This window comes from Pigmentiphaga sp. CHJ604 (assembly GCF_036972535.1).
In the GTDB taxonomy this organism is placed as follows: Bacteria; Pseudomonadota; Gammaproteobacteria; order Burkholderiales; family Burkholderiaceae_B; genus Pigmentiphaga; species Pigmentiphaga daeguensis.
Genome location: NZ_CP136998.1, coordinates 1,486,327 through 1,507,042, shown reverse-complemented (window position 1 = coordinate 1,507,042; position 20,716 = coordinate 1,486,327). Strand labels below are relative to the sequence as shown.

The 20,716-nt window shown below is 67.7% G+C and carries 22 protein-coding genes; 4 read left to right on the top strand and 18 right to left on the bottom strand.

The features are described from left to right. Positions 1-72: 72 nt before the first annotated feature. On the bottom strand, positions 73-264 hold the full coding sequence (locus tag R4823_RS07245) for a YqaE/Pmp3 family membrane protein (protein ID WP_087839922.1): 192 nt from the start codon (positions 262-264) through the stop codon (positions 73-75). A gap of 356 nt (positions 265-620) precedes the next feature. On the opposite strand from R4823_RS07245, the gene R4823_RS07240 reads away from it, so the two are divergent. Then, on the top strand, positions 621-1,481 hold the full coding sequence (locus R4823_RS07240; RefSeq protein WP_279816050.1) for a CAP domain-containing protein: 861 nt from the start codon (positions 621-623) through the stop codon (positions 1,479-1,481). Positions 1,482-1,511: 30 nt separating this feature from the next. On the opposite strand, the gene R4823_RS07235 is transcribed toward R4823_RS07240, so the two are convergent. The 10 genes from R4823_RS07235 to R4823_RS07190 all read right to left on the bottom strand — a co-directional run bounded on the left by R4823_RS07235 (position 1,512) and on the right by R4823_RS07190 (position 12,225). Beyond that, positions 1,512-2,171 (bottom strand): hypothetical protein, encoded by a 660-nt coding sequence (locus R4823_RS07235; RefSeq protein WP_279816052.1) that lies wholly within the window; start codon positions 2,169-2,171, stop codon positions 1,512-1,514. A 9-nt stretch (positions 2,172-2,180) separates the two neighbouring features. Continuing rightward, complete coding sequence (locus R4823_RS07230) at positions 2,181-3,749, bottom strand: type II secretion system protein (protein ID WP_338618126.1); 1,569 nt, start codon at positions 3,747-3,749, stop codon at positions 2,181-2,183. Positions 3,750-3,758: 9 nt separating this feature from the next. Continuing rightward, entirely contained in the window at positions 3,759-4,343 is a 585-nt protein-coding gene (locus R4823_RS07225) for a prepilin-type N-terminal cleavage/methylation domain-containing protein (RefSeq protein WP_087839925.1), read from the bottom strand. Positions 4,344-4,352: 9 nt separating this feature from the next. Continuing rightward, positions 4,353-5,456, bottom strand: coding sequence for a hypothetical protein (locus tag R4823_RS07220; protein ID WP_338618124.1), 1,104 nt, complete (start codon positions 5,454-5,456; stop codon positions 4,353-4,355). Then, a complete protein-coding gene (locus R4823_RS07215) occupies positions 5,453-7,378 on the bottom strand; it encodes an ATPase, T2SS/T4P/T4SS family (protein WP_338618123.1) in 1,926 nt (641 codons plus the stop codon). Before R4823_RS07215 ends, R4823_RS07220 begins: the two co-directional genes overlap by 4 nt. Then, positions 7,375-7,899 carry a hypothetical protein gene (locus tag R4823_RS07210; protein ID WP_338618122.1) on the bottom strand — a complete coding sequence of 175 codons (525 nt, stop codon included), beginning with the start codon at positions 7,897-7,899 and terminating at the stop codon, positions 7,375-7,377. Before R4823_RS07210 ends, R4823_RS07215 begins: the two co-directional genes overlap by 4 nt. Beyond that, positions 7,886-9,199: a type 4b pilus protein PilO2 gene (pilO2, locus tag R4823_RS07205; protein ID WP_338618121.1), complete on the bottom strand. Its 1,314-nt coding sequence runs from the start codon at positions 9,197-9,199 to the stop codon at positions 7,886-7,888. Before pilO2 ends, R4823_RS07210 begins: the two co-directional genes overlap by 14 nt. A 6-nt stretch (positions 9,200-9,205) precedes the next feature. Next, positions 9,206-10,765, bottom strand: coding sequence for a hypothetical protein (locus tag R4823_RS07200; RefSeq protein WP_132979227.1), 1,560 nt, complete (start codon positions 10,763-10,765; stop codon positions 9,206-9,208). Positions 10,766-10,819: 54 nt separating this feature from the next. Further along, positions 10,820-11,626, bottom strand: a complete 807-nt coding sequence (locus R4823_RS07195; RefSeq protein ID WP_165963056.1) for a TcpQ domain-containing protein — start codon at positions 11,624-11,626, stop codon at positions 10,820-10,822. 140 nt (positions 11,627-11,766) lie between these two features. After that, positions 11,767-12,225, bottom strand: coding sequence for a tripartite tricarboxylate transporter substrate-binding protein (locus tag R4823_RS07190; protein ID WP_338618119.1), 459 nt, complete (start codon positions 12,223-12,225; stop codon positions 11,767-11,769). Between the two features lie 100 nt (positions 12,226-12,325). On the opposite strand from R4823_RS07190, the gene R4823_RS07185 reads away from it, so the two are divergent. The 3 genes from R4823_RS07185 to R4823_RS07175 are packed head-to-tail and all read left to right on the top strand — an operon-like array spanning position 12,326 to position 13,693. Continuing rightward, positions 12,326-12,781, top strand: a complete 456-nt coding sequence (locus tag R4823_RS07185) for a LysR substrate-binding domain-containing protein (RefSeq protein WP_338618118.1) — start codon at positions 12,326-12,328, stop codon at positions 12,779-12,781. Next, positions 12,778-12,900, top strand: coding sequence for a hypothetical protein (locus R4823_RS07180; protein WP_254914630.1), 123 nt, complete (start codon positions 12,778-12,780; stop codon positions 12,898-12,900). Before R4823_RS07185 ends, R4823_RS07180 begins: the two co-directional genes overlap by 4 nt. A 49-nt stretch (positions 12,901-12,949) precedes the next feature. Beyond that, the gene (locus tag R4823_RS07175; protein ID WP_279816098.1) at positions 12,950-13,693 is read left to right on the top strand and encodes a metallophosphoesterase; all 744 of its coding nucleotides are present in this window, start codon (positions 12,950-12,952) and stop codon (positions 13,691-13,693) included. A 4-nt stretch (positions 13,694-13,697) separates the two neighbouring features. Here the strand turns inward: R4823_RS07175 and ugpQ are convergent, their stop codons facing one another. From ugpQ to R4823_RS07140, 7 genes are all read right to left on the bottom strand, one after another. Next, positions 13,698-14,474, bottom strand: coding sequence for a glycerophosphodiester phosphodiesterase (gene ugpQ / locus R4823_RS07170; RefSeq protein ID WP_338618116.1), 777 nt, complete (start codon positions 14,472-14,474; stop codon positions 13,698-13,700). Next, the gene (locus R4823_RS07165; RefSeq protein WP_338618115.1) at positions 14,471-15,922 is read right to left on the bottom strand and encodes an extracellular solute-binding protein; all 1,452 of its coding nucleotides are present in this window, start codon (positions 15,920-15,922) and stop codon (positions 14,471-14,473) included. The genes ugpQ and R4823_RS07165 overlap by 4 nt, the downstream gene beginning before the upstream one ends. Before the next feature lie 42 nt (positions 15,923-15,964). After that, positions 15,965-17,215, bottom strand: a complete 1,251-nt coding sequence (locus tag R4823_RS07160; protein WP_338618113.1) for a D-amino acid dehydrogenase — start codon at positions 17,213-17,215, stop codon at positions 15,965-15,967. 139 nt (positions 17,216-17,354) lie between these two features. Further along, complete coding sequence (locus R4823_RS07155; protein WP_338618112.1) at positions 17,355-18,566, bottom strand: FAD-dependent oxidoreductase; 1,212 nt, start codon at positions 18,564-18,566, stop codon at positions 17,355-17,357. Beyond that, positions 18,563-19,135 (bottom strand): MarR family winged helix-turn-helix transcriptional regulator, encoded by a 573-nt coding sequence (locus R4823_RS07150; protein ID WP_087839998.1) that lies wholly within the window; start codon positions 19,133-19,135, stop codon positions 18,563-18,565. The genes R4823_RS07155 and R4823_RS07150 overlap by 4 nt, the downstream gene beginning before the upstream one ends. Positions 19,136-19,169: 34 nt before the next feature. Beyond that, complete coding sequence (locus R4823_RS07145) at positions 19,170-19,490, bottom strand: 2Fe-2S iron-sulfur cluster-binding protein (protein WP_087839938.1); 321 nt, start codon at positions 19,488-19,490, stop codon at positions 19,170-19,172. 11 nt (positions 19,491-19,501) lie between these two features. Then, positions 19,502-20,701, bottom strand: coding sequence for a cytochrome P450 (locus tag R4823_RS07140; protein ID WP_338618109.1), 1,200 nt, complete (start codon positions 20,699-20,701; stop codon positions 19,502-19,504). Positions 20,702-20,716 lie beyond the last annotated feature (15 nt).

Genomic DNA, 20,716 nt, shown 5'->3' with positions numbered 1-20,716 from the left:
CCGGGGTGCGCGCCCGGGCCGGAACGGGGAAAACGGGGGCGGATCGCCGGACCGGCGAGCGCCGGAGCCGGGCTACCGGCCTGCCATCGCCTTCTTGATCTTCTGGTCGGTCTTGTACTGGCTGAGCGCGTAGACCGACCAGATCGCGGCCGGGATCCAGCCGATCAGCGTCAATTGCAGGATCAGGCAGAAGATGCCGGCGAAGGGGCGGCCGATGGTGAAGAACTGGAGCCAGGGAAGGAGCAGCGCGAGAAGCAGACGCATGGGACGGAATGGAAACGGTGATGCGGACATTCTACCGGTAAGGCAGGACGCCAGCCGGGCGCCCCCTCGGCAACCACGTACGTGGAGCCCCGTATCTTGTGTCGGGCCAAGGACCCGTTAGACCGGATATCCCCCGGCTAGGGGCTCATTCGCCGCCTCGGAGATTCCCGGGCGGTGTCGCATCGAGGCTTGCCATGAAACGTCCATCACCCCCCATCGGGCCGGGGTCCTTCCCCGGCTTCATTTGCGCGCTTCCCCTGACTGCCATGCTGGCCGCCTGCGGAGGCGGCGGATCCTCTCCCCCGGCGCCCCCCGCCCCACCCCCTGGCCAGGAAACTACCCGGCCGATCACCGACATGCCCACGTCCAGCCATACGGGAGAGAAGCTGGCTGCGTTCACGCGACTCAACGAGGCCCGGCTGGCGGCCGGGGTCGGTGCCGTGGAACAGAATGCTCAATTGGATGCCGCCGCGCAGGCACATGCGACGTATCAGGTCAGGAACTATGTGAGGGGCCATGGGGAAGATCCGAATAAGCCGTGGTTCACGGGGACGGACTATGTCTCCAGGGCTACTGCTCAGGGATATACGGGAAAACCAGTCACGGAGGCTATTTCCTATTTCTCACCAGGCGTCGAGGCCATTGACTCTCTCTTGCATTCGGTCTACCACCTGTACGGGGTACTGGAGCCGCGAGCCAACCAAGTAGGTCTGGGCGTGGATTCCACGACAACACCCGCCATTTTTAGCAGTACCAGTATCACCTTTGGCGCAACCACCGCGAACTTGCAACCCATTCACACAACGTGGCACTGGCCAATTGACAAGCAGACGAACGTCAACCCCCGCTTCGTCCCCTCGAGTGAATCGCCAAACCCGGCCCCAGACCTGCTTGTTACCGGCACACCGATCATGTTCTGTGGCTCGGAAGGACACTACGCCCCGCTCGAAGTGTTGCGAGCCACTGCCCAAGAAGAACAGACTACTAGTTCGATTCAGATCCGACTCTTGCGCCATGCTTCCGTATACATCGACAAGGCCGTCGATGCTCAGATCGTCACTGACGGCAACCTGACGGCAACACATCGTGGCTGTGTATTCCTTCTACCCATTGCCGAACTGGAACCAGGCAAGACCTACAGAGTGGAAATCGAAGCAATCCAAGCGGGAAACAACATTGGAAAAGCTTGGACATTCTCAACGAGGGATGTCCACTAACTTGGAAGAGGAAGCATCCTCTTCCAAGCGCTATCCTGGCATCTCGTAGTAGCAAGAAGAGTAAAAGCTCCCGTTCTGGAAAAAATATCCGGAGTAGCCGTTGCCGGCAGGCTGTTGATGGCGGTTCTGGTTAGAAAACTTGCCATATCCGTTGCTGTAATGGTCCCAAGTGTATGTGGCCCAAGCGCTGGCGCTTCCCATATACCAGGGAAGACACGATGCCCCGGCAACGGTGATGGCTGAACTGCTGATCTCCAGCACAAGATTCGCGCTCATGGAGCCGGGAGCGGCCGCACACCTGGTGTCTAGTGGAGTCAGAACGCACAGCCGAGACCACTGATTGTTCCACTGCCCATGTGATTGGACTTCCGCGCCGCTTCCCTTCACCACAACGCGCAGGACGGCGGGCAGTTCATTCCAACCACTTCGACCATCCCACAGCTCACGGAAGTACAGTTCTGCACCAGCCATGCGGTCAAGCAGCTCCTGAATGGTTGCGGGTGCTCGCGGCTCTTGAGGTATATCAACTCCGGGCGGCGTGACCGGACTATCCGGCATCACCCTCTTCGCCACCCCCGTTATATGCGTGGAATCCACCCAAGGTGTCCGCATCTGCGGCGGTGCCGGTTGCGCGCCGGCGTTCCATGAAACCAGGACGCAGCCCGCGCCCGCGGCGATGATTCGCTTCATTCTTCCTCCCTAGTATTTGCAATAGACCTGGGCGATGGCCTTGGCGGGACCGCCAAGAACCGTTCCGTCGTAGTCCAGCAGTTGCACCTGCCAGCCCGTCCCGGCGTCCACTGCCTTGCGGGTGAACGACGAAGCCTTGGAGGACTCGATCTGGGGCAACAGATAGATGAGCGGTGTGCCGGCGGCGGTACCAAGCCGGCCGCAGGCGGGTTTCTGGACGGTGTCGCCGGACGCGACGATCTGGCTGCCGGTCATGACGTAGCTGGACAGCAGGTCGTCGGCGCGCATCCAGACGCCAAGGCGGCAGACCAGGCCGGTGCCCGAGGCGGAGTCGGTGGCGAACGCGCCGTTGGGGGCGCAGGCGGCGCCGGTCGATGCCATGGCTGCCAGTTCGCGCCATGTGCCGCCGGCGCAGACCAGGAGGCCTCCGGCCGACGTGCGGGCGAATTCGGCGTTGGCGCCGGCCTCGGTGGATATCCGTGAGAGGCAGGGGGTGTTGGCCGCGGCCACCTCCCTGACGCCCAGCCGATCGACGGACACGCCGGCATGTCCGACGAGGTCGCGGCCGACGACCGAGAGCGCAAGGCCGGCCCCGGTCGCAACGATCATCTGGCCCGTGTTCACGCGCAAGGTGGGCTGCGCGTCGGCGGCGTCGAAGATCGATCCCCGGTCGGTGGACAGTCCCGCGGCGGCACGGACCCGCTGGCTGGCGACGATGCCCGAGACTGGATCGATCTGGACGATGCTGCCGTTGTCGGCCCGGAACAGGCCGGTCTTGGTCTGCAGCACGCCGGCGCACTGCACGGTCAGCACGCCGGTGTTGGTCGCCGTCAGGCAATCGCCGGCCGTACCCCGCAGCACCAGGGAATCGTGCAGCCGCACGCCGCCTCGCACATCCAGGCTCCCCTGCAGGTCGGGATTGCGGCTATCCCGCATGCGCACGAACTGCTGGAACAAGGTCGTATCCAGGCTTGCCAGGGCTCCCACGACACCCGCCGTCGCGCCCAATGGATTGGGAAGGACGTGTGTCGCGCCGCGCATCAGCGCCGGCTGGTCGGGATAGGCGGCGGCGCCGTATCCGGCGGTGGCCATGACGACCTGGGCCAGGATGCCGGGATCCGGCTCGGAAGCCCCCGGCGCGCGCAGCGGCGTGGCGGTATGCACCAGCGCATCCACCCTGCATCCGGTCCCTGGGCAGGAGCCGCTGCGCTCGACACGGATGGCGACAGCCTGGTTGAACGGCGTGCGATCGGGAAATCCGCGCTGCAGCAGTCCGGCCTCCCTCAGTTCGGCCAGGGTGGGCGCGAATGCCTGCGCCACGCCGGCAACGGGTGCTCCGCCGGCCAGCGCGTCGTAGTGCCGGACCAGGTAGCCATCCATGGCTCCCTTGATCGCGAGCAGGTACGTTCCCGTCGCCTGGGCCGCCGCGTCGTCCACCTCGCGCACCAGGCGGCTCCCCGCCAGGACGGCCAGCACCATGGCGATGCTGGCGGCGATGGCCAGTTCGATCAGGGTCCATCCGCGCTGGCGTGCCGCGCGGGCAGCCGGCGCGGCATGGAGAGCCGTCGTATGCGACATGGGCGCGCCCTATCGTGCGGTGAACGAGAAGGAGTTCGTATCGCCGCTGGTGCAGGCGGCGTCCGCGCCGGCGGCGTTATAGGTGCCCGCCGCTCCGCCGGTGCCCGGCTGCTTGACGGTGACACTGTTGATGACGATGCGCTCGGACACCCGCTGCATGACCGCGGCCAGCGCCGGGCATGCCGCTTCGTTGACCTTGTCCAGCGTCAGTCCGAAGGCATCCCCGGACGAAGTCAGGGTATCGGCAGCGAGCACGATCCTGCCGTCCGTGGCGCCAAGGCCATGCCGGACCGTGGCCGTGGCCCCCGAGCCCGCGACGGTGATGACGCTGCTGCTGCGCAGCGAATTGGCGAGCTGGGCGATTCCTATGCCCGTATAGGGCGTGTTGCCCAACCCCTGGCTGGAGACCTTGGTGCGCGCGATGAAGCGATGCAGTTCCTGCCCCACCGCCGGCACCTTGTTCTCGATGACATAGCCGTTGATGGCGGGAATGCCGATGATGGCGGCGATCAGGACGATGGCGGCGACGATGGCGACCTCCACCAGGGTGAAGCCCTGCTGGCGCCCGGGACGAACGTGAAGAAAGCGAGACATGGGGATACCTCATCGGCTGGAGTAATAGTTGGTCAAGGCGGAACGCATTTCGTTGACGACGCCGACATGCCAGAAGACCAGGGACAACGCGACGCCTACGGCGGCCAGCAGCAGCACCCAGCGGGCGGCGGCCGCTTTCCTGGCAACCTGTCCCAGCGACCGCCCCTCCAGGCGCACGCGCGTCTGCTGCAAGGCGCTGTCCATGCCGCGGGCCGAGATCAGGTCGGCCAGGAACCACAAGGTCTCGGGCTCGACGATGCCGGTGTCGAAGGTGGCGCTGCCCACGCGGCCGTCGTCGATATTCGCGATCATTCTTTCCAGGTGCCAGCGCCGCCACGGATTGGCGCCCTCCACCTGCAGTTCCAGAGCTTCGCGCAGCGCGGTACTGACGTTGCCGCGCCGCTTCACCATGGTCGCCAGCGACGCCAGGAAGCGTATGCCCTGCAGGTCCCGGTACAGGCGCCAGACAAAATACCGGTCCAGCACACGGCGGACACGGCCGGTAAGGTTGGGCATGGACCAGGCCACGAAGTAGACGGCCAGGCCCACGGCCAGCGCGGACACGAACAGGTGCGCCTGGACGAGTTCGGCGAAGGCATAGAGACGCCGGGTCAGGCTGCCCAGGAACTCGTCGGGAACCGCACCGAACGCCCGCTTCAGGCGCGGCACGGTGAACATGGGCACGGCGACGATCATGCCGAACGAGACCAGCACGGCGGCAAGGGCCGCCGACAGCGTGGCGGACAACGTGCGCCGTGCCTCGTCGGCCAATCGCGTCACCGCCGCCACGTCGCGCAAGGTCTGTTCGAGCGCACCCGCGCCGCCTCGCTGGGCCATGCGAAGCAGGACCAGGTCGTCGTCCGGCAGCGTCGAACGCAGGGTCTCGTGGAGATCGCCGCCCGCATGCTGATAGCGCGCCGCCCAGTACGCGGACAACACGCCCCGCGGATGGTCTCCATAGCGCCGGGCGTCGTCCAGGAAGATATCGCGCAATGTCTTGCGGCCATTGCAGGCGTCCATGACATCGGCCAGATAGTCGTAGTAATCGGCGCGGCCGGGCCGGAACTGCGCCGCGCACCACGCGATGCGCGCGCGTTCGCGAAGCGTGTTCATGCCGGACGGCCTCCCCGTTCGGCATCCCGGCGGCGCCCGAGCGGCGCCTGCACCCGGCCGGAGGCCAACCTGCGGGGCCGCCTGCGCCCAGGCGGCACCTGTGGCGCGCGGGTCCTCCGCAGTTCGACGGTCTCGAAACTGACGAATCTCGGTTCGATGTCGCGCGGATCGACCAGCCCTTGCGACGCCTTGTAGATCGCGCACTCCATCGCCGTCTTGCCCGTCATGTCGGCATGATCGAACGCGCTGCGCCGCTGGAACCGGAAGTAGTCGCGCAACGCCAGCGTGTCCGCGTCGCGCACCAGCCGCAGGAACCCGTCGTCGACGGTGGGATCGATCATTTCGGCGGCGACGGTGCGCCCGGCGTACCCATGCAGTTCCGGCAGGGTGCTCTGCCGGCAGGCGGGGCATCCATCGGGATTGCGGACCTTCAGCGCCTTGACGTCGATGGCGTACAAGGCATGGAGCCGATCGGCATAGCGTCGCCAGTGATCGGGCTCGTGGCTGGCCATGCCGCCCCCGCCGGCCCGGTCGAACAGGCTGGACAATGGCAAGGCGCAGGCGGGGCACAACGCCGGCAGCAGCGTCTGATAGACCAGGAGCTTCAGTATCCCGGGCGTCGCCAGCAGCCTTCGGGAAACGCCGATGAAGTCCGAGGCCAGGCGGTCCGGGATCAGGGCCGCGCCGCCCGCATGCGTCGTGGTGTACAGGTTGCTGCCCGAGCTGGCGAGGTCCATGAACGCCCTGCCGGTGGAGCGATCGCGTATCTCGCCGATGAGCAGGTCGTTCATGGCCGATCGCTTGATGGTCTTGAGCTTGGCGTCGAACTCGTTGGAAACCGAACCGTCGAGCGACCGGCTGACGCTGTTCTGCAGCGCGTTGGGAATGAGATATTCGACCGGGTCCTCGAGCGTGATGACCTTGCGGGTGGACGGGATGCGGGACATCATCGAGGCGATGGTGGTCGATTTGCCGGATCCCACCACCCCTGCGAGCACGATGGCTCCCCCTTCGGCCACCAAGGCGCGTTCGACCACTCGTACCTGGGAAGGCAGATACCCCAGCCGGGCGAAATCCGGGGGCTGTTCACGCATGTCCATGCGCAGCAGGCGCATGGTGACCGACGCCCCGGCATCGGTGGCGAGCGACGCCCAGCGCAACATGAACGACACCCCTTCCACATCGTGCAGGATGCTGCCCTGCTGCTCGATCATCGGGTCGAAGACCGCGCCGTTGCCGCCTTGTATATCCATGTAGGCGACGGCCAACACCTCGCGCAGCGTACTGGTCTGCATGCCACGGAAGCGTTCGGGCATCACGTAGCGGCCGCCCAGGGTGTATCGGATCTCGGATTCCGGATGCGCGGATCTCAGGTTGACATGGATGTCGCTCGCACCGTGGCGCGCGCCCCAGGCGACGATGTCGTGGAAAGCCGAAGCCATGGAGCTCTTGACAGGATCGAGCAGTACCCGGCGGCGCGACCGCAGGGTATCCCCCGTGATCTGGCCACGCACGATCGACAGCAACAGCGTCGCCGGCACCACGACGCGGGCGGGACTGGCCAGCGTTCGGCCGCGCGCCTGCACCATGCGCTCGAACTCCTCGATCTGCTCGCTGCGCGCATAATCATCGACGGTGAACAGGGCCACCCGGCCGTCCTCGAGTTCGACGGGACAGAGCTTGTCCAGCAGGCTGCCGACGTCGAAGCCGGAACGCAGCACCCGCCGGAAGGCTGGCGTCATCCGGGCGAGCTGGTCGCGGCCGTCCAGCCGCATGACGAGCTCCGGGAACGCGATGCCCTTGCATGCGGACGGGTCCTTTTCTTTGTCCGCGGACGCCGCGGCGGTAGCGCCCGACGCCCTCAGGCGGCTGCCGGCCAGCACCGCCGACACGCCCGGCCGGCCCCAGATGAGCGGGCTCATGGCCGCGCTCCGAGTGCGGGAACGAGCATGGGCAGCATTGCCGGCGCCGGCACCGGCGCCATGCCGACCGAACCGGCTCCCGCCGCCGCGGCCGGCATGGGCACGGCGGGCGGGATGCAGGCCGAACGTTCTTCCGCGCCTTTTTTCAGATAGACGCAGCCGTCGTCGATACGCTGCAACCGATATTCCCGGCCCGGATGGATCGTACCGCGAGGCAGCTCGCTGCCCTGGCGATACAGCCGCGATTCGCCATTGACCAGCACGACCGCGTTCAAGCCCCCGCTCAAGCCATACAGGGAAGTCAGGACGATTTTGTCGCCATGGCGGGCCGGCGCCGCGGCCGACCTCGGGGCAGGCGCCTGGCGGGCTCGCTCCGCGGCCAGGGCGCGGGCGGTATCGATGCGTAGCATCTCGCGCACCTTGTCCAGTTCGCTTTCAGCCGCTTCCACCCGGGGATGGATCAGGAACAGGGCGGCGATCATGGTCATGGCGGGCCGCCCGCCCCACTCAATCACGCGCATAGAGGACTCCAGAAATGCCGGCCATGAGCCGGCTCCGATTCAAGGAAAGCTCGGCGTCGGGAGCGACGGTGAGCGAGGCCGACCGCCATTCGACCTGGCCGGCCAGCAGCTCCGGCATCAGGAACAGGGACCGCAACGGTCCTTCCAGCGCCAGCGGCCGCTCGAATATGGCCGGCATCGAAGGCGGCGCGGGGATGACGGCCCCGTATTCGTCGCGTGGAGGTTCCAGCCGCGCGGGCGCCGCGTCTCCCAGCGTGATGCCCGACAATAGCGGCATGACCTGCTGCAGGGCCGTGACGGTCTGGTCGTCATGCTCCTCCTGGCTCCTGAGCCGCGATGGCTCGAGCGCCTGGCCGCCGCCGGCGATGGAAAAGTGCGCTACGACGGCATCCATGGGCTGCCATGTCTCTTTCCAGCCTGGCGGGCGGGCCGCGAGAAAGCTGGCGTTGGTGGCCAGGCGATGCCCCCTGCCATACCCGGCGCGGCACGTCCAGCCCGGCCCGGCATCTCGCGTGCACTGGGCGGACGACAGCTTCCAGCCTCCCAATTCGGCGGGCAGCTCGGCCAGCGCATCCAGGACGGCCAGCCCATCCTCCTGGGCGTGCAGGCGTACCCGCTGGCGAAAGGTCTCGAACACGCGGGCCCATGCCGCGTCGGGATCGACGCTTGCCGGCGCGGGCGCCTGGGTGCCGCCCAGGTGGCGATACCAGTCCCAGCCGGCCCGCAGCAGAAATGCGGCGGCACACCCCAGGGTCGCGACGACCAGCGGCCGCGGCAGCGTCGGCATGCTCCAACCGCATGGCTGGAGCCGGTATGGATCCGGCGATTCGCCCAGCAGCTCCGGCAGCGAGACGTCGCCGGAATCTTCCGAGTCGGCGTCCAGGACGACGAGTTCGTCGCCGTGATGCGCGGCCAGGGCGTCCAGGGCCTCCTGGGCATCGGCGGCGGTATCATGGACGCGGTCCGAATGCGTGAGTACCTTGCCACCCTGCGAGGCGACCACCCATATGCGCCCGTCGGGCAGCACCGCCCGCAGCGCGACCACCCCTTGCCTGTGGTCGGCGGCGAAGGCCAACGCCCCGCTGTGGAGACTGGCCGCCAGGCCACGGTCGGCACGGCTCAGACGGACCACGCCGACGGCCTCCGAACCGGGCGCATGGGCATAGTGCGAAGCCCTGACCTCCCGAGCCTTCTGGCGCGCCCGCTGGTCCAGCCGGCTGCCCAGGATGGTGTGCCAGCGCATGCCCAGGACCAGCACGCGCTCGTCGCCGTCGAATCGAAGCAGGACGTAATCGTTCATGGCGAGTCAGAAGCCTTCCTCGACCTGCGCGGTGATGAGCACGACCGTATTGCGACGCTCGCGCGCGGTCTTGCCCGAGCCGCCCAGCAGCATCGGCGCCCCCTCGTCCAGCCGGCGCTTGTCGTACTGGTCCTGCGAACGCTCGAAACCGGACACCAGCACCGGCTGGCCGGGCCTCAGCTCGACCTGCTGCACGGTCCCCATGCCATCCACGGTTTTCTGCTGCAGCTGGACCTGGTTGCCGCTGGCGCCGAAAGTCAGCGTCTTGAGAGGCTGGGCGACCGTGTTGTCGTAGGCGATCGTGAGGAGGATCTGGCCGTCGTCCTGCGCATCGGGAATCACGGTCAGGAAGGACCCGACGGTTTCCTCCTTCTGCGTGACTGACGGCGCGGTGGACGTGCCCGCCGACGACGCGACGGTAGTGACCTGCACCTGGTCGATATAAGTGAAGGTGGTGCGGACCGCATGCGTGACCGGGCGCCGGTTCAGGGTCTGCAACGGCACCGTGGTATGGCGGGTGATGGTGGCGATCTCGCTCAGTGCCTTCAGTACCACCGCCGAGCCCTCCCAACGGCCGCCGGCGATGGACAGGCCCAGGCCCGACCCCGCGACGTCCGACACCAGCGATGCCGGGGAGCCGGCCTGGGCGGCATCCCGTGTACGGCGATAGACCAGATTCCAGTCTATGCCTTGCTCGGTCTGGTTCCTGGCCACCAACTCGATCTCCTCGAACATCAGGCGCACGCGCCGGGTCAGGGCCTTGTTCTCGCGTTCCAGGAAAGCCGCGACACGGTCCAGCGCCTCGGGGGTGTCGGTGACGACGATGAGCCCCGAGGCGTCGCCATTGGCGACCAGCGTGCCGGCACGCGTGAGGAAGGGTTCGAGCTTGGCCTTGACCGCCCCCAGGGCGTCGCTGCCCGTCGATTCGATGCGCGTGGACGATGTGCTTTCGAAAGCGCCTGCGTTGCCGCCGCCCGCCCGTCCCAGGCTGGCGGCCGCGGAGGCCTTCAAGGTAAGCGCGCGTACGTTGAATACCCGGGTATCCGTGCGGAAGAAGACGATGGCGCCGGCCTGGTACTTCCAGTGCACGCCCAGGCGGTTGGCCGCCAGGTCCAGCAGGCGGGGCAGCGGATGCAGCCCCGTCGGCAGGCTGACCTGGACGGCGGACGGCGTCCCCGCGCCGGCCGCCTGCGCCAGGGTCAGGCGCGGAAGAAAGGCTTCCTGCGGCAGGAGCGCGTCCGGCTGGATACGCACCTGTATGCCGGTGGCAAGCGCAATCTGCTCGCCCAGCGTGGGCAGGTCGACCCGGCCTCCGGGAAACATCAATGCCGTCTCGACCGACGCCCGGAGCGCCTCGGGCAGCGTGACCTCGCGCGACAATGGCTGGGGCTTGCCCGCCAGCCAGGGCCGGGCGACTTCCTGGGCACGTGCGCGCCCGGGCCCGCCCGCCACGGACTGCTGGAACGGAATGCGGGCGGTGGCGATGTTGTCGGACGCACGCGCCGCGTCGGCGTCGATGTGGCGCATGGCCTCGAACTGCCCGCAGCCCGACACGAAAAGAACCATGGCCGCCGTGCCGCGGAGGAACCGCGGCGACACACTGCATGCATGGACCATGGCCTACCCCTGGCGTCCCGTCGGCGTGCTGGTACGGTCGCACGATTCCGCATGGGGGACGACGCGCAGCACGCGGTTCGAGTAGAAACACGGCTGCAGGGGATGGGTGGACAGTTCGGTGGAGGCCAGCAGTTCGCGCACGGCCGTCTTGAAGTCGCTGCCCAGGCTGGCCGACCCGGCAAGCGGTATGTCGACGTCGACCGTCCAGTGTTCGGGGTCGAAGGTCCAGCCCGCGGCCATGGCCCACCGCCGCAGGGCCTGGCGCATGGTCCGGTCCGCCGGCGTGGCGTCGTACGTTCCCCGACGGACGGGCGCGGGGTCCGCTGCGGGACGCCCGCTGCCGATGGCGACCGTCTGCCCCTGGACTGGCCCGGGATAGCCTGGTGCGGCGAAAGACGAATCGTCCGGGTCGGATGGGTAGCCGCCCGCTCCGCCGGAACCACTCGTGCCGGCGCGGCCGCGGCCCCCGTGGTACTGGGCACGCGCCACGACTTCGCCTATCCGCAACAGGTACTCGCCCGCCGTGCCGGCCACCACCGCGTAGCCGCCCTGCCATGCGACCGGCGCCAGCCTTTCCCCTTGCGCGCCGACGCTGAAGACGGCAGGCAACACCTGCCCGACGCGAAATTGCAGATAGGTCTGCCGCCCGTCGTCGAAGACCTGCACGGGCGCCACGCGCTTGTCGCCCACGATGCGATAGGAAAAATCGAAAGCGCCATCCCTGCCGGCGTGCGGCGCAGGCAGGGCTTGCGCCGCGGCGGTTCCGCAGGCGAGCCATGCGGCGGCGATAGTGATGAGACACGGATGCATAGAGGACCCTTGGCAAAGCGGCGCGGCCAGACCGCGCCCAGGCATGCATCGTGCCGGGCAGCTCTGTGCCCGGGTAGCGTGTGAACTACTTACTGCCGGATGTTTTCATCCAGGTCCGGCGATGGCGGGCAGGACATCCATCACTGTCCCTTCAGCCCCAGTTCGCGCACCAGCGAGCCCCACTTGACGTTCTCCTCGGCCATGAAGCGCGAGAACGCTTCCGCCGAATTCGGCACCACCTCGAATCCCATGCCGGTCAGTTTCTCCCTGACCTCCGGCTGCTTGAGCACCTGCAGCACTTCCCGGTTCAGGCGCGCGACGACGGCATCCGGGGTCCTGGCCGGCGCGACCAGGCCGAACCAGGTGATGACCTCGAAATCGGGATAGCCCGACTCGGCGATGGTAGGCAGGTCGGGCATGGTCGGGGACCGCGTCCTGCCCGTTACCGCGATGGGCCGCAGCTTGCCGTTCTGCACGTTGGGAAGCAGGCCGGAGATGCTGGACATCATCATCTGCACCTGGCCGCCCAGCAGGTCGACGATGGCGGCCGAATCCCCTTTGTAATGGACTGGCGTCAGGTCGACGCCACAGCCCGGCATCAGCAAGCATCTGCAGCAACTGGAAGAAGAACTCGGGTTCGAGGTCTTTGCCCGCAAGCGCAACCGCATCGTCGGCCTGACCGAACCCGGCGAAGAAGTCGTGGCCATCGCCCAGCGCGTGCTCAACGACATCGACAGCCTGAAACGGCTGGGCGAAGAGCCTTCCTCGCGCGAAGGGGGCAGCCTGACCATCGCCACCACGCATACGCAGGCCCGCTACGTCCCGCCCCAGGTCATCGAGCGCTTCATCCGCCAGCATCCCAAGGTGCAGTTGCACCTGCGCCAGGGCAATCCGACGCAGATCTGCGAAATGGTGGAAGCAGGCGTGGCCGATCTCGCCGTGGGCACGGAAACCACGCGAGCCTTCCCGACGCTGGTCCGCATGGACTGTTTCGAGCTCGAGCGTTCCATCCACCAAGGTGGGTCATCCGCTGCTCAAGATCCGCAAGCCCACCCTGCGCGACGTGGCGACCTATCCGATCATCACGCACGACCCGGCTTTCAGCGGGCGATGGAAAGTGATCGACGCCAGCCACCTTGTTCGAACCCAGCATGACGTCGATTTCCCTGCGCATCAATGCCTATCTGCGCAACCACACCTTCGACTTCATCAGGATGTTCGCTCCGCACCTGACGCGGGACGCGGTCCGGGCGGCACTGCAAGAGGCCCGGTAGGCCGTGCTACGCTAGTCGATCCGTGCCATCGCCTCGGATTCCGACGACCATGCGCATCCGCATTCTGTCCGACCTCCACCACGAACACTTCAACGGCAATCGCCCGTTGCCCGACGTCGACGCCGACCTGGTCGTCCTGGCCGGCGACATCCATACGCACGATCTCGGCATCGCCTGGGCCGGCCGGGCCTTCGGCAAGACGCCGGTCGTCTACGTGCCGGGCAACCATGAGTTCTATTCCGCCCACATGGGCAGGCTGGACCGCAAGATGCGCGAGACGGCCCGCCGGCACGGCGTGCACCTGTTGCAGAACGAAGCAGTGGAGCTGGATGGCGTGCGCTTCCTGGGCACCACGCTCTGGGCCGATTTCGCGCTGTATGGATCGCCCGGCGATGAACTGGCGCAAGCCATGGCCGTACGCGTGATGCCCGATTTCAGCTGCATCGACACCGACCAGGGAAAGTTCACGCCGGCGGCCTGCATCGCCCTGCACCAGGCTGCTCGCGCCTGGCTGGGACAACAGCTGAACACGCCCCACACCGGCCCCACGGTGGTCGTCACCCACCATGCGCCCAGCGAACGTTCGGTGCCGCAGCAGTACAAGGGCAACCAGCTGTCGCCGGCCTTCTCGTCCAACCTGGACGACCTGGCGGCCAAGGCCGACCTCTGGATACATGGCCATACCCACACCTGTTTCGACTATCGCATCGGCAAGGCGCGCGTGGTGGCGAACCCGGGCGGCTATCCGGGCGAAAACGGGGAATTCGACCCCGGCCTGGTAGTGGAGATCTGACGGTTTACCGGAAGTCGGCGCCGATCAGGTCGTAGCGATCGGTGCACAGGGCATCCACGCCCCATGAGAAGAGTTCGCGCGCCCGCTCCGGATCGTTGACCGTGTAGCACATGAGGCCGTACCCCGCGGCCTTGATGTCGCGCGCCAGCCCGGCATCGAGCAAGTCGTGCCGGCAGTGCAGGGACACGCAATCCAGGGCTTCGAGCCGGGTCCGCCAGTCCGGCGGCACGCCCTCCACCAGGAGGCCGCGCGGAATGTCCGGCGCGGCTTCGCGCGCGGCGCCCAGCGCCTTGGCGGAAAAGGACGAGAACAGCGGCAACCCGGCGGGATCGGCAACCCCCGCATACAGATCCTGCACCATCTGCCCCACCACCTGCCCGGTATCCACGTCGTGGCCCGGGATGGGCTTGATCTCGATGTTCATCCAGACGCCATGGCGGCGCAGCCATTGCACGATGTCCTCCAGGCGCGGCACGGGCTCGCCCTGGAAGCGCGGATCGAACCAGGCGCCGGCGTCCATGCGCGCCAGGTCCGCGGACGCGAATGCGCCCACGTCTCCCACGCCGGGTACGGTGCGTCCGAGCCGGGTGTCGTGCATGAGGATGGGAACGCCGTCGGCGGCGAGCATGACGTCGAACTCGACGCCGCCGATGCGGCGGGCATGGGCCTCGCGCATGCCCGCCAGGGTGTTCTCGGGGGCCAGCGCGCCCCCGCCCCTATGAGCCACCACGCGGGGATAGGGCCAGGTCCTGATGGAAACGGCGCCTTCCCCGGTGGTCATTTCTTCGCGCTCATCACCGCCGACGACCGCGCCACGGCATCGTCCAGCCCCTGCTTGGGCGGCTTGACGCCGTTCCAGACGGCGTTCAGTTCGCTGTTGATGATGTCGGTCACGCGATCGTAGTTGTTCAGGCGGAAGCCCCGCGTGAACTTGGCGGGCGGATTGGCCATGGCCCGCACCACGTTCTCGGCGCCGGGGATGTTCTTGTAGAACGACACCTCGGAGGCGCGATAGGCCGCTTCGGTCAGCGGCAGGAAGCCGGTCTTCTGGTGCCATTCGGCCGCCACCACCGGCGTGGCCAGGTAGGCGATGAAGGTGGCCAGCGCCTTTTGTTCGGCGGTGGAGTGGCCGCCCAGCGCCCAGAACGCGGAACCGCCCACGAACGGCGTGCTGGGACGCGACGCCTCTTCCTCGTAATAGGGCAGCGGCGCCACGCCGTACGAGAACGCCGCCTTGCCCTGAACCTGGGCCAGCGCGCTGCTGCCGCTGGTCAGCACGGCGCACTCGCCGGACGCGAACGCGGCATCGGCCTGGTCCTGGTCGGTGCGCACCGGGAACAGGTGGCTGCGGACCCAGCTCATCATCAGGGCCAGATGGCGGACGTGCAGCAGGTCGTTGGCCAGCAGTTGGGCGCCGTTGGGCCCTTCCAGCCCGTTGTTGCGCGTGGCGTAGGCCGTGTTGTGCATGGCCGAGAGGTTTTCCACGTGCACCCAGGTCTGCCAGCTCGTGGCGTAGGGACAGTTGACGCCATTCTGCAGCAGCGCGATCAGATGCGCTTGCATGTCGCGCCAGGTGCGCGGCGGGGTATCGGGATCCAGGCCCGCGCGCCGGTACAGGTCGCGGTTGTAGAGATAGACGGGGATGTCGGCCATCCAGGGCAGCGCCAGCAGGCGGCCCTTCGCATCGCTCATGCCGGCGGTGGTCTGCGGCAGGAACCAGCGCAGGTCCTTGATCGGATACTTGGCCAGCAATTCGTACATGGGCAGGATGGCTCCCTGCCGCGCGATGAACTCAGGCGAACGGTTGTCGGGCAGCTCGACCAGGTGCGGGGCGCGGCGCGCGCGCACGGCGGCCGTGCCATCCTCGATCAGCGCCTCGACCGAAGGCTTGGCCGTGACCTTGACCATGAAGCCGTGCTGCTGTTCGTTGAAGCGCTGCACCAGCGAATCGAACTCCGCCGCCTGCTGCGGGTTCAGGGTATGCCACACCTGCAACTCGATCGGACCGGAAGGCGCGGCCATCGCGGCGGCGGCACCGGCGGCACCCGCGGCGCCAGCGGCCTTGGCGGCGCCCGCCGCCGGCTTCTTGGCCGGCGCGGCCTTGGTCGCCGGCTTGGCGCTGCCCTTCTTGGCGCCCTGCGCCGCTGCCGTGCCCAGGCCGCCCACGGCCAGGACGCCGGCGGCGAACACCGACACACCCCATTTCAACCAGCGCTTAGTCGGCTGCATCGATCCGTTCTCCGAAAACATGGTCAAGCTCAAGAGACACACTCACAAAAAGGGAAAATCCACCTGCGGCCGGCGGCCGCCTATCAGGTCGGCCAAGGCCCTCCCGGATCCGCAGCCCATGGTCCACCCCAAGGTGCCGTGCCCGGTGTTCAGGTACAGATTGGGCAGGCGCGTGCGGCCGATCAGGGGCACGTTCGACGGCGTGGCGGGGCGCAGTCCCGACCAGTACGACACCTTGTCGAAGTCCAGCGCTCCTGGAAAGAGCTCCCGCGTCAAGGTGGTGAGCGCCTGGCAGCGCACCGTGTTCAGAGCGCGGGAATAGCCGCTGAGTTCCGCGGTTCCCGCGACTCTCAGCCTGTCGCCCAGCCGCGAAAATACCACCTTATGGGCACTGTCCGTCAGGCTGACCGTGGGAGCGCGGGTGGAATCCGTAACGGGGTATGTCGCCGAATAGCCTTTGGCCGGATAGACCATGCAGGAAACGCCCAGCGGGCGCACCAGCTCCGGCGTGAAACTGCCCAGCGCGGCCACGAAGACGTCGCCCTGCACCTTGGCGTAGCGCCCGTGGGCGTCGATGGTCTCCACCGCCTTGACCCACCCGCCCTCGTCCAGCAGGCGCGTGATCTGGGTGGAGAAACGGAATTCCACGCCCGCCGCGGCGGCCTTCTCGGCCAATGCGGTGGTGAAGAGATAGACGTCGCCGCTTTCGTCGGCCGCGGTGTAGTCTGCACCGACGATGCGGTGGCTTTGCGGCGCCAGGGCCGGCTCCAGCGCCACCAGTTCCTCGGTACTGAGGATGCGGCGGTCGACGCCGTATTCGCGCATCAGGTCGGCCGCCTTCTGCGAAGCGTCGAATTCGGCCGGATCACGATAGAAATTGATGATCCCTTTCTCGAGATGATCGTAAGGGATGCCCAGTTCGGCGCGCATGTCCTGCAGGGTCTTGCGGCTGTAGGCCGCCATATTGACCAGGGCCCGCACGTTGCGCGGCAGCCGGCCGGGCAGGCACTCGCGCAGGAAGGCCATGCACCACAGCCACTGGTGCCAGTCGGCGTGCAGCCGGAACAGCAGCGGCGCGTCGCCCCGGAGCAGCCAGCGCGCCAGCTTGAGCGGAGCCTGCGGATTGGCCCAGGGCTCGGCATACGAAACCGAGATCTGGCCGCCGTTGGCGAAACTGGTTTCCTGCGCCGGACCAGGCTGGCGGTCGATCACCGTGACGTCGTGGCCGGACTGGCGCAGCCACCATGCGCTGGACGTGCCGATGATACCGCTACCTAATACGACAACTCTCATTCTTGCTCCTCGGGCCTGGCGGACCATGTCCACCGCGGCGCCGCCCCGGCAGGCGGCGGAAAGCGTAAGTGTATCGCTCCCGAGGCGGCGGCATGCAAGCGCCCGGCCTCCGGCCGGAGGAGTTCGGCCGGGCCTGGCCTCAGGCCTTCAGCGGCACGGCCGGATCGGCCGCCGTGCCCTTGGCGGGCGACAGTCCGGCCTGCATGAGCTTGCGGGCCGTCATCTGGTCCACCGGCGAATTCACCGACTCGATGGCCCGCAGCGCGTCCCCGTCGAAATGCAGCACCGAGAAGCCGGTGCCGCGCGCCGCCGGCCGCACGACGCTTTGGTAACCCGGGCGCCACAGGCCGGTGATCTGCAGGCGCGCCTCGCCCTGGTCCGACCAGAACCTGGGCACGGCGGTATAGGGCTGGGGATCGCCGCACAACCGGGCGGCCAGGGTGCGGGCCTGGTCGTTGGCGTTCTGCACCGATTCCAGCCGCAGCGGCTGCGGCCATGCGGGATGCGGGAAGGACGTGCAATCGCCGATGGCGGAGATGGCCGGATCCTCGGTGGACAGGGTGGCGTCGACCACGATGCCGTTGTCGCAGGCCAGGCCGGCGTCCCGTGCCAGGTCCACGTTGGGCGTCGCGCCGATGCCGGCGATGACGATGTCCGCGGGGACGGCCGCGCCGCCCGACACCACGCCCACCGCCCTGCCCTGCGCCATCTCCAGGCCGTCGACCGAACTGCCCAGGCGTATGTCCACCCCCGCCGCGCGATGCGTCTCCAGCAGGAAGGACGAGATCTCGGGCGACACCGAGCGCGTCAACAGGCGCGGCATGGATTCGAACACGGTCACTTCCTTGCCCAGGTGGCGGGCGGTGGCCGCGATCTCGAGACCGATGAAGCCGCCGCCCAGCACCACCACCCGCCGGGCGCCGGGCAGCGCATCGCGCAGTGCCCGCGCCTGGGCATAGGTGCGCAGATAGTGCACGCCGGGCGTCCCCACGGGTGCCTGCGGCAGTTCGCGCACGCACGCGCCCGTGGCCAGCACGAGGTGGTCGTAGGCCAGGTCTTCCTGCCCCGCGGCCGACGACAGCCGCAGGCGCTTGCCGGCCCGGTCGATGGACAGCGCGCGGGTGCCCAGCCTCAGCGTGATGCCGGCCTGCTCGTAGAAGGACGCGCCGCGCAGCTCGGGCAGCGGCGCCTCCGGATCCTTGATCAGGGTCTTGGAAAGCGGCGGCCGGTGATAAGGGATCTCGGGCTCGTCGCTGACCAGGACGATGCTGCCGGGAAACTGCTTTTCCGCCAGCGAGGCGGCCAGCTGCGCGGCGGCGTGTCCGCCGCCCACGATAACGAGTCGGGTCATGTGCTTACCTTGCGTCGGCGCGGACCGCGGGGCGGGACCAGCCCCCGGGCTCGCTGGGTTTCCATGAAGGCGTCGGAGGTGGCGTCCACCATGGGCAGGTTCTCGTGCAGGCGCCGCAGCAGATCGATCAGCACGTCCACCTCGTCCGGCGCGAGCACCGACAGGAATGCCTGTTCGCGGTTGAGCGCGAACTTCATGATGCTGTCGTGCATCTCGCGCCCGCGCGGCGTGAACGCGGCGTGGCGCAACCTGCCGTCGTGGTCGTCGGAACTGAACGAGATCAGGCCCTGCGCATGCATGCTCTTGAAGGTCCGGCTGACCGAGGCCTTGTCCATGCCGATGAGCTGGCACACGCGCTGCGCGGTGACCTTGCCCTCGATCGCCAGCATGACCATGATCCGCCAGGTCTCGATGCCGACGCCGTAGGTCTCGAGGTAATGCTTGGACGCACCGCGCGCCAGCTTGTTGGCGATGAAGGTGAAATACGCGGGGGTATAGCGGTCTAGGTCGACGGCGGGGCCCTGCGGCGCGTCGGTGCGCGTCGGACGTTCTCGTTGTCTGGCGGTCATGCCTCGGGCACGCATGGCGTGCGTGGATAATGGGTTATTGGCTCTCCGGCAGCGTGAACGACAGCCCGGCCAGGTCTTCCGTCATTTTAACTTGGCAGCTCAGGCGGCTGCCGGGACGGCGCTCGGCGGCCGTGCACTCCAGCATCTCGTGCTCGGTGGGCAGCATGGCGGGCAGCCGGGCCAGGGCGGTCTCGTCCACATAGACGTGGCAGGTGGCGCACATGCACGAACCGCCGCATTCGGCGACGATGCCGGCCACCCCGGCCGACACCGCCGCCTGCATGATGCTGGTGCCCACCGGCACGTCCAGGGTGACACGCCGGCCGTCGGGCTGGATCAGATGAACTTCGGGCATACATCCTTCCTTCATGCTGCGTGGAGTTTCAGGGGCAGCCTCGCCAGCGCCCTGAGCGTGTTGTTCAGGCGCCGCGTGGGCGGCCCCAGCGGCTCGATGCGGCGCACGCGGCGGGCCAGCGTCGAGAGGATCAGTTCGCCTTCCAGCCGCGCCACGGCCTGCCCCACGCAGCCGTGCAGGCCCGAACCGAAGGTCATGTGGCCGGTGGCACGGCGCTCGATGTCGAACACGTCGGGGTCCTGCCACTGGCGCGGATCGCGGTTGGCCGAGGCCAGGAAGGTCAGCACCTTGGTATCCGAGCGGATGGGCACGCCGGCCAGTTCGCAATCGCGGCTGGCGGTGCGGAAGAAAGTCTGCACCGCCGCCTCGAAGCGCAGCGACTCCTCGAAGGCCTGGCGGGCCAGCGCAGGATTGGCGTGCAGCTTGTCCCATTGGTCCGGATGGTTCGCCAGGCACCACAGTGCATTGCCGATGCCGTTCACCGTGGTGTCCACGCCCGCCGACAGGAAGGAGCGCACCAGCATCGGCGCCTCGGTCTCGGTCAGCTCGCCGGTCTCGACCGCCTGGTAGATCTGGTCGCCGAATCCGCCCGGGCGCAGGTTCCGGCGCTGGCAGTTGCTCATGATCCAGTCCGTCAGCGGCTCGACCCGCTTGGCGGCATTGACCAGCAGTTGGTTGCGAGGGCCGAAGGCATTGAACACCATGTCGCCATAGGCCAGCAGGTTCTCGCGCCCGTCTTCCGTCAGGCCGACCGCGTCGGGAAACACTTTCAGGGGATAGGCCTCTCCCAGTTCCTTGACACCGTCTATCGTGCCCTTCTCCACCAACCGGTCGATCAGCGCCTCGGCCACCGCCTGGAATTGCGGACGGATCTGCTGCACGGTCCTGGGCGACAGGATGCGGCCCAGCACCGTGCGCGAGCGCGTATGCTGCGGCGGATCGGCCTCGAGGATCAGGCTGGGCGGCCGGAACGGCTTTTCCGTGCGGAAATTGGCGAGTCCGACGCCCGCCGACGAGATGAAGGTCTGCCAATCGTTCAGCACGCCATGGACCTCGGCATGCCGGGCAACGGCCAGGATGCCGTACTTCGGAATGTGTACCACCGGGCCGGCATCCCGCATCCGGCGGTGGTAGTCGTAGGGGTCGGTCAGGAATTCGTCGCTGAACGGGTCGAAATCGACCACGGGAATGTCGGCGGCTATATCGGCCATGTTCGCCTCACGGGT

Excerpts from the sequence above, each read along its gene's own strand:
- R4823_RS07240 (WP_279816050.1), top strand. The coding sequence starts at position 621 with ATGCCCACGTCCAGCCATACGGGAGAGAAGCTGGCTGCGTTCACGCGA.
- R4823_RS07235 (WP_279816052.1), bottom strand. The coding sequence starts at position 2,171 with ATGAAGCGAATCATCGCCGCGGGCGCGGGCTGCGTCCTGGTTTCATGG.
- R4823_RS07245 (WP_087839922.1), bottom strand. The coding sequence starts at position 264 with ATGCGTCTGCTTCTCGCGCTGCTCCTTCCCTGGCTCCAGTTCTTCACC.
- R4823_RS07145 (WP_087839938.1), bottom strand. The coding sequence starts at position 19,490 with ATGCCCGAAGTTCATCTGATCCAGCCCGACGGCCGGCGTGTCACCCTG.
- R4823_RS07200 (WP_132979227.1), bottom strand. The coding sequence starts at position 10,765 with ATGGTTCTTTTCGTGTCGGGCTGCGGGCAGTTCGAGGCCATGCGCCAC.
- R4823_RS07175 (WP_279816098.1), top strand. The coding sequence starts at position 12,950 with ATGCGCATCCGCATTCTGTCCGACCTCCACCACGAACACTTCAACGGC.
- R4823_RS07160 (WP_338618113.1), bottom strand. The coding sequence starts at position 17,215 with ATGAGAGTTGTCGTATTAGGTAGCGGTATCATCGGCACGTCCAGCGCA.
- R4823_RS07220 (WP_338618124.1), bottom strand. The coding sequence starts at position 5,456 with ATGAACACGCTTCGCGAACGCGCGCGCATCGCGTGGTGCGCGGCGCAG.
- R4823_RS07165 (WP_338618115.1), bottom strand. The coding sequence starts at position 15,922 with ATGCAGCCGACTAAGCGCTGGTTGAAATGGGGTGTGTCGGTGTTCGCC.
- R4823_RS07190 (WP_338618119.1), bottom strand. The coding sequence starts at position 12,225 with ATGCCGGGCTGTGGCGTCGACCTGACGCCAGTCCATTACAAAGGGGAT.
- pilO2 (WP_338618121.1), bottom strand. The coding sequence starts at position 9,199 with ATGAACGATTACGTCCTGCTTCGATTCGACGGCGACGAGCGCGTGCTG.
- R4823_RS07225 (WP_087839925.1), bottom strand. The coding sequence starts at position 4,343 with ATGTCTCGCTTTCTTCACGTTCGTCCCGGGCGCCAGCAGGGCTTCACC.
- R4823_RS07180 (WP_254914630.1), top strand. The coding sequence starts at position 12,778 with ATGACGTCGATTTCCCTGCGCATCAATGCCTATCTGCGCAACCACACC.
- ugpQ (WP_338618116.1), bottom strand. The coding sequence starts at position 14,474 with ATGACCACCGGGGAAGGCGCCGTTTCCATCAGGACCTGGCCCTATCCC.
- R4823_RS07195 (WP_165963056.1), bottom strand. The coding sequence starts at position 11,626 with ATGCATCCGTGTCTCATCACTATCGCCGCCGCATGGCTCGCCTGCGGA.
- R4823_RS07155 (WP_338618112.1), bottom strand. The coding sequence starts at position 18,566 with ATGACCCGACTCGTTATCGTGGGCGGCGGACACGCCGCCGCGCAGCTG.
- R4823_RS07150 (WP_087839998.1), bottom strand. The coding sequence starts at position 19,135 with ATGACCGCCAGACAACGAGAACGTCCGACGCGCACCGACGCGCCGCAG.
- R4823_RS07215 (WP_338618123.1), bottom strand. The coding sequence starts at position 7,378 with ATGAGCCCGCTCATCTGGGGCCGGCCGGGCGTGTCGGCGGTGCTGGCC.
- R4823_RS07230 (WP_338618126.1), bottom strand. The coding sequence starts at position 3,749 with ATGTCGCATACGACGGCTCTCCATGCCGCGCCGGCTGCCCGCGCGGCA.
- R4823_RS07210 (WP_338618122.1), bottom strand. The coding sequence starts at position 7,899 with ATGCGCGTGATTGAGTGGGGCGGGCGGCCCGCCATGACCATGATCGCC.
- R4823_RS07140 (WP_338618109.1), bottom strand. The coding sequence starts at position 20,701 with ATGGCCGATATAGCCGCCGACATTCCCGTGGTCGATTTCGACCCGTTC.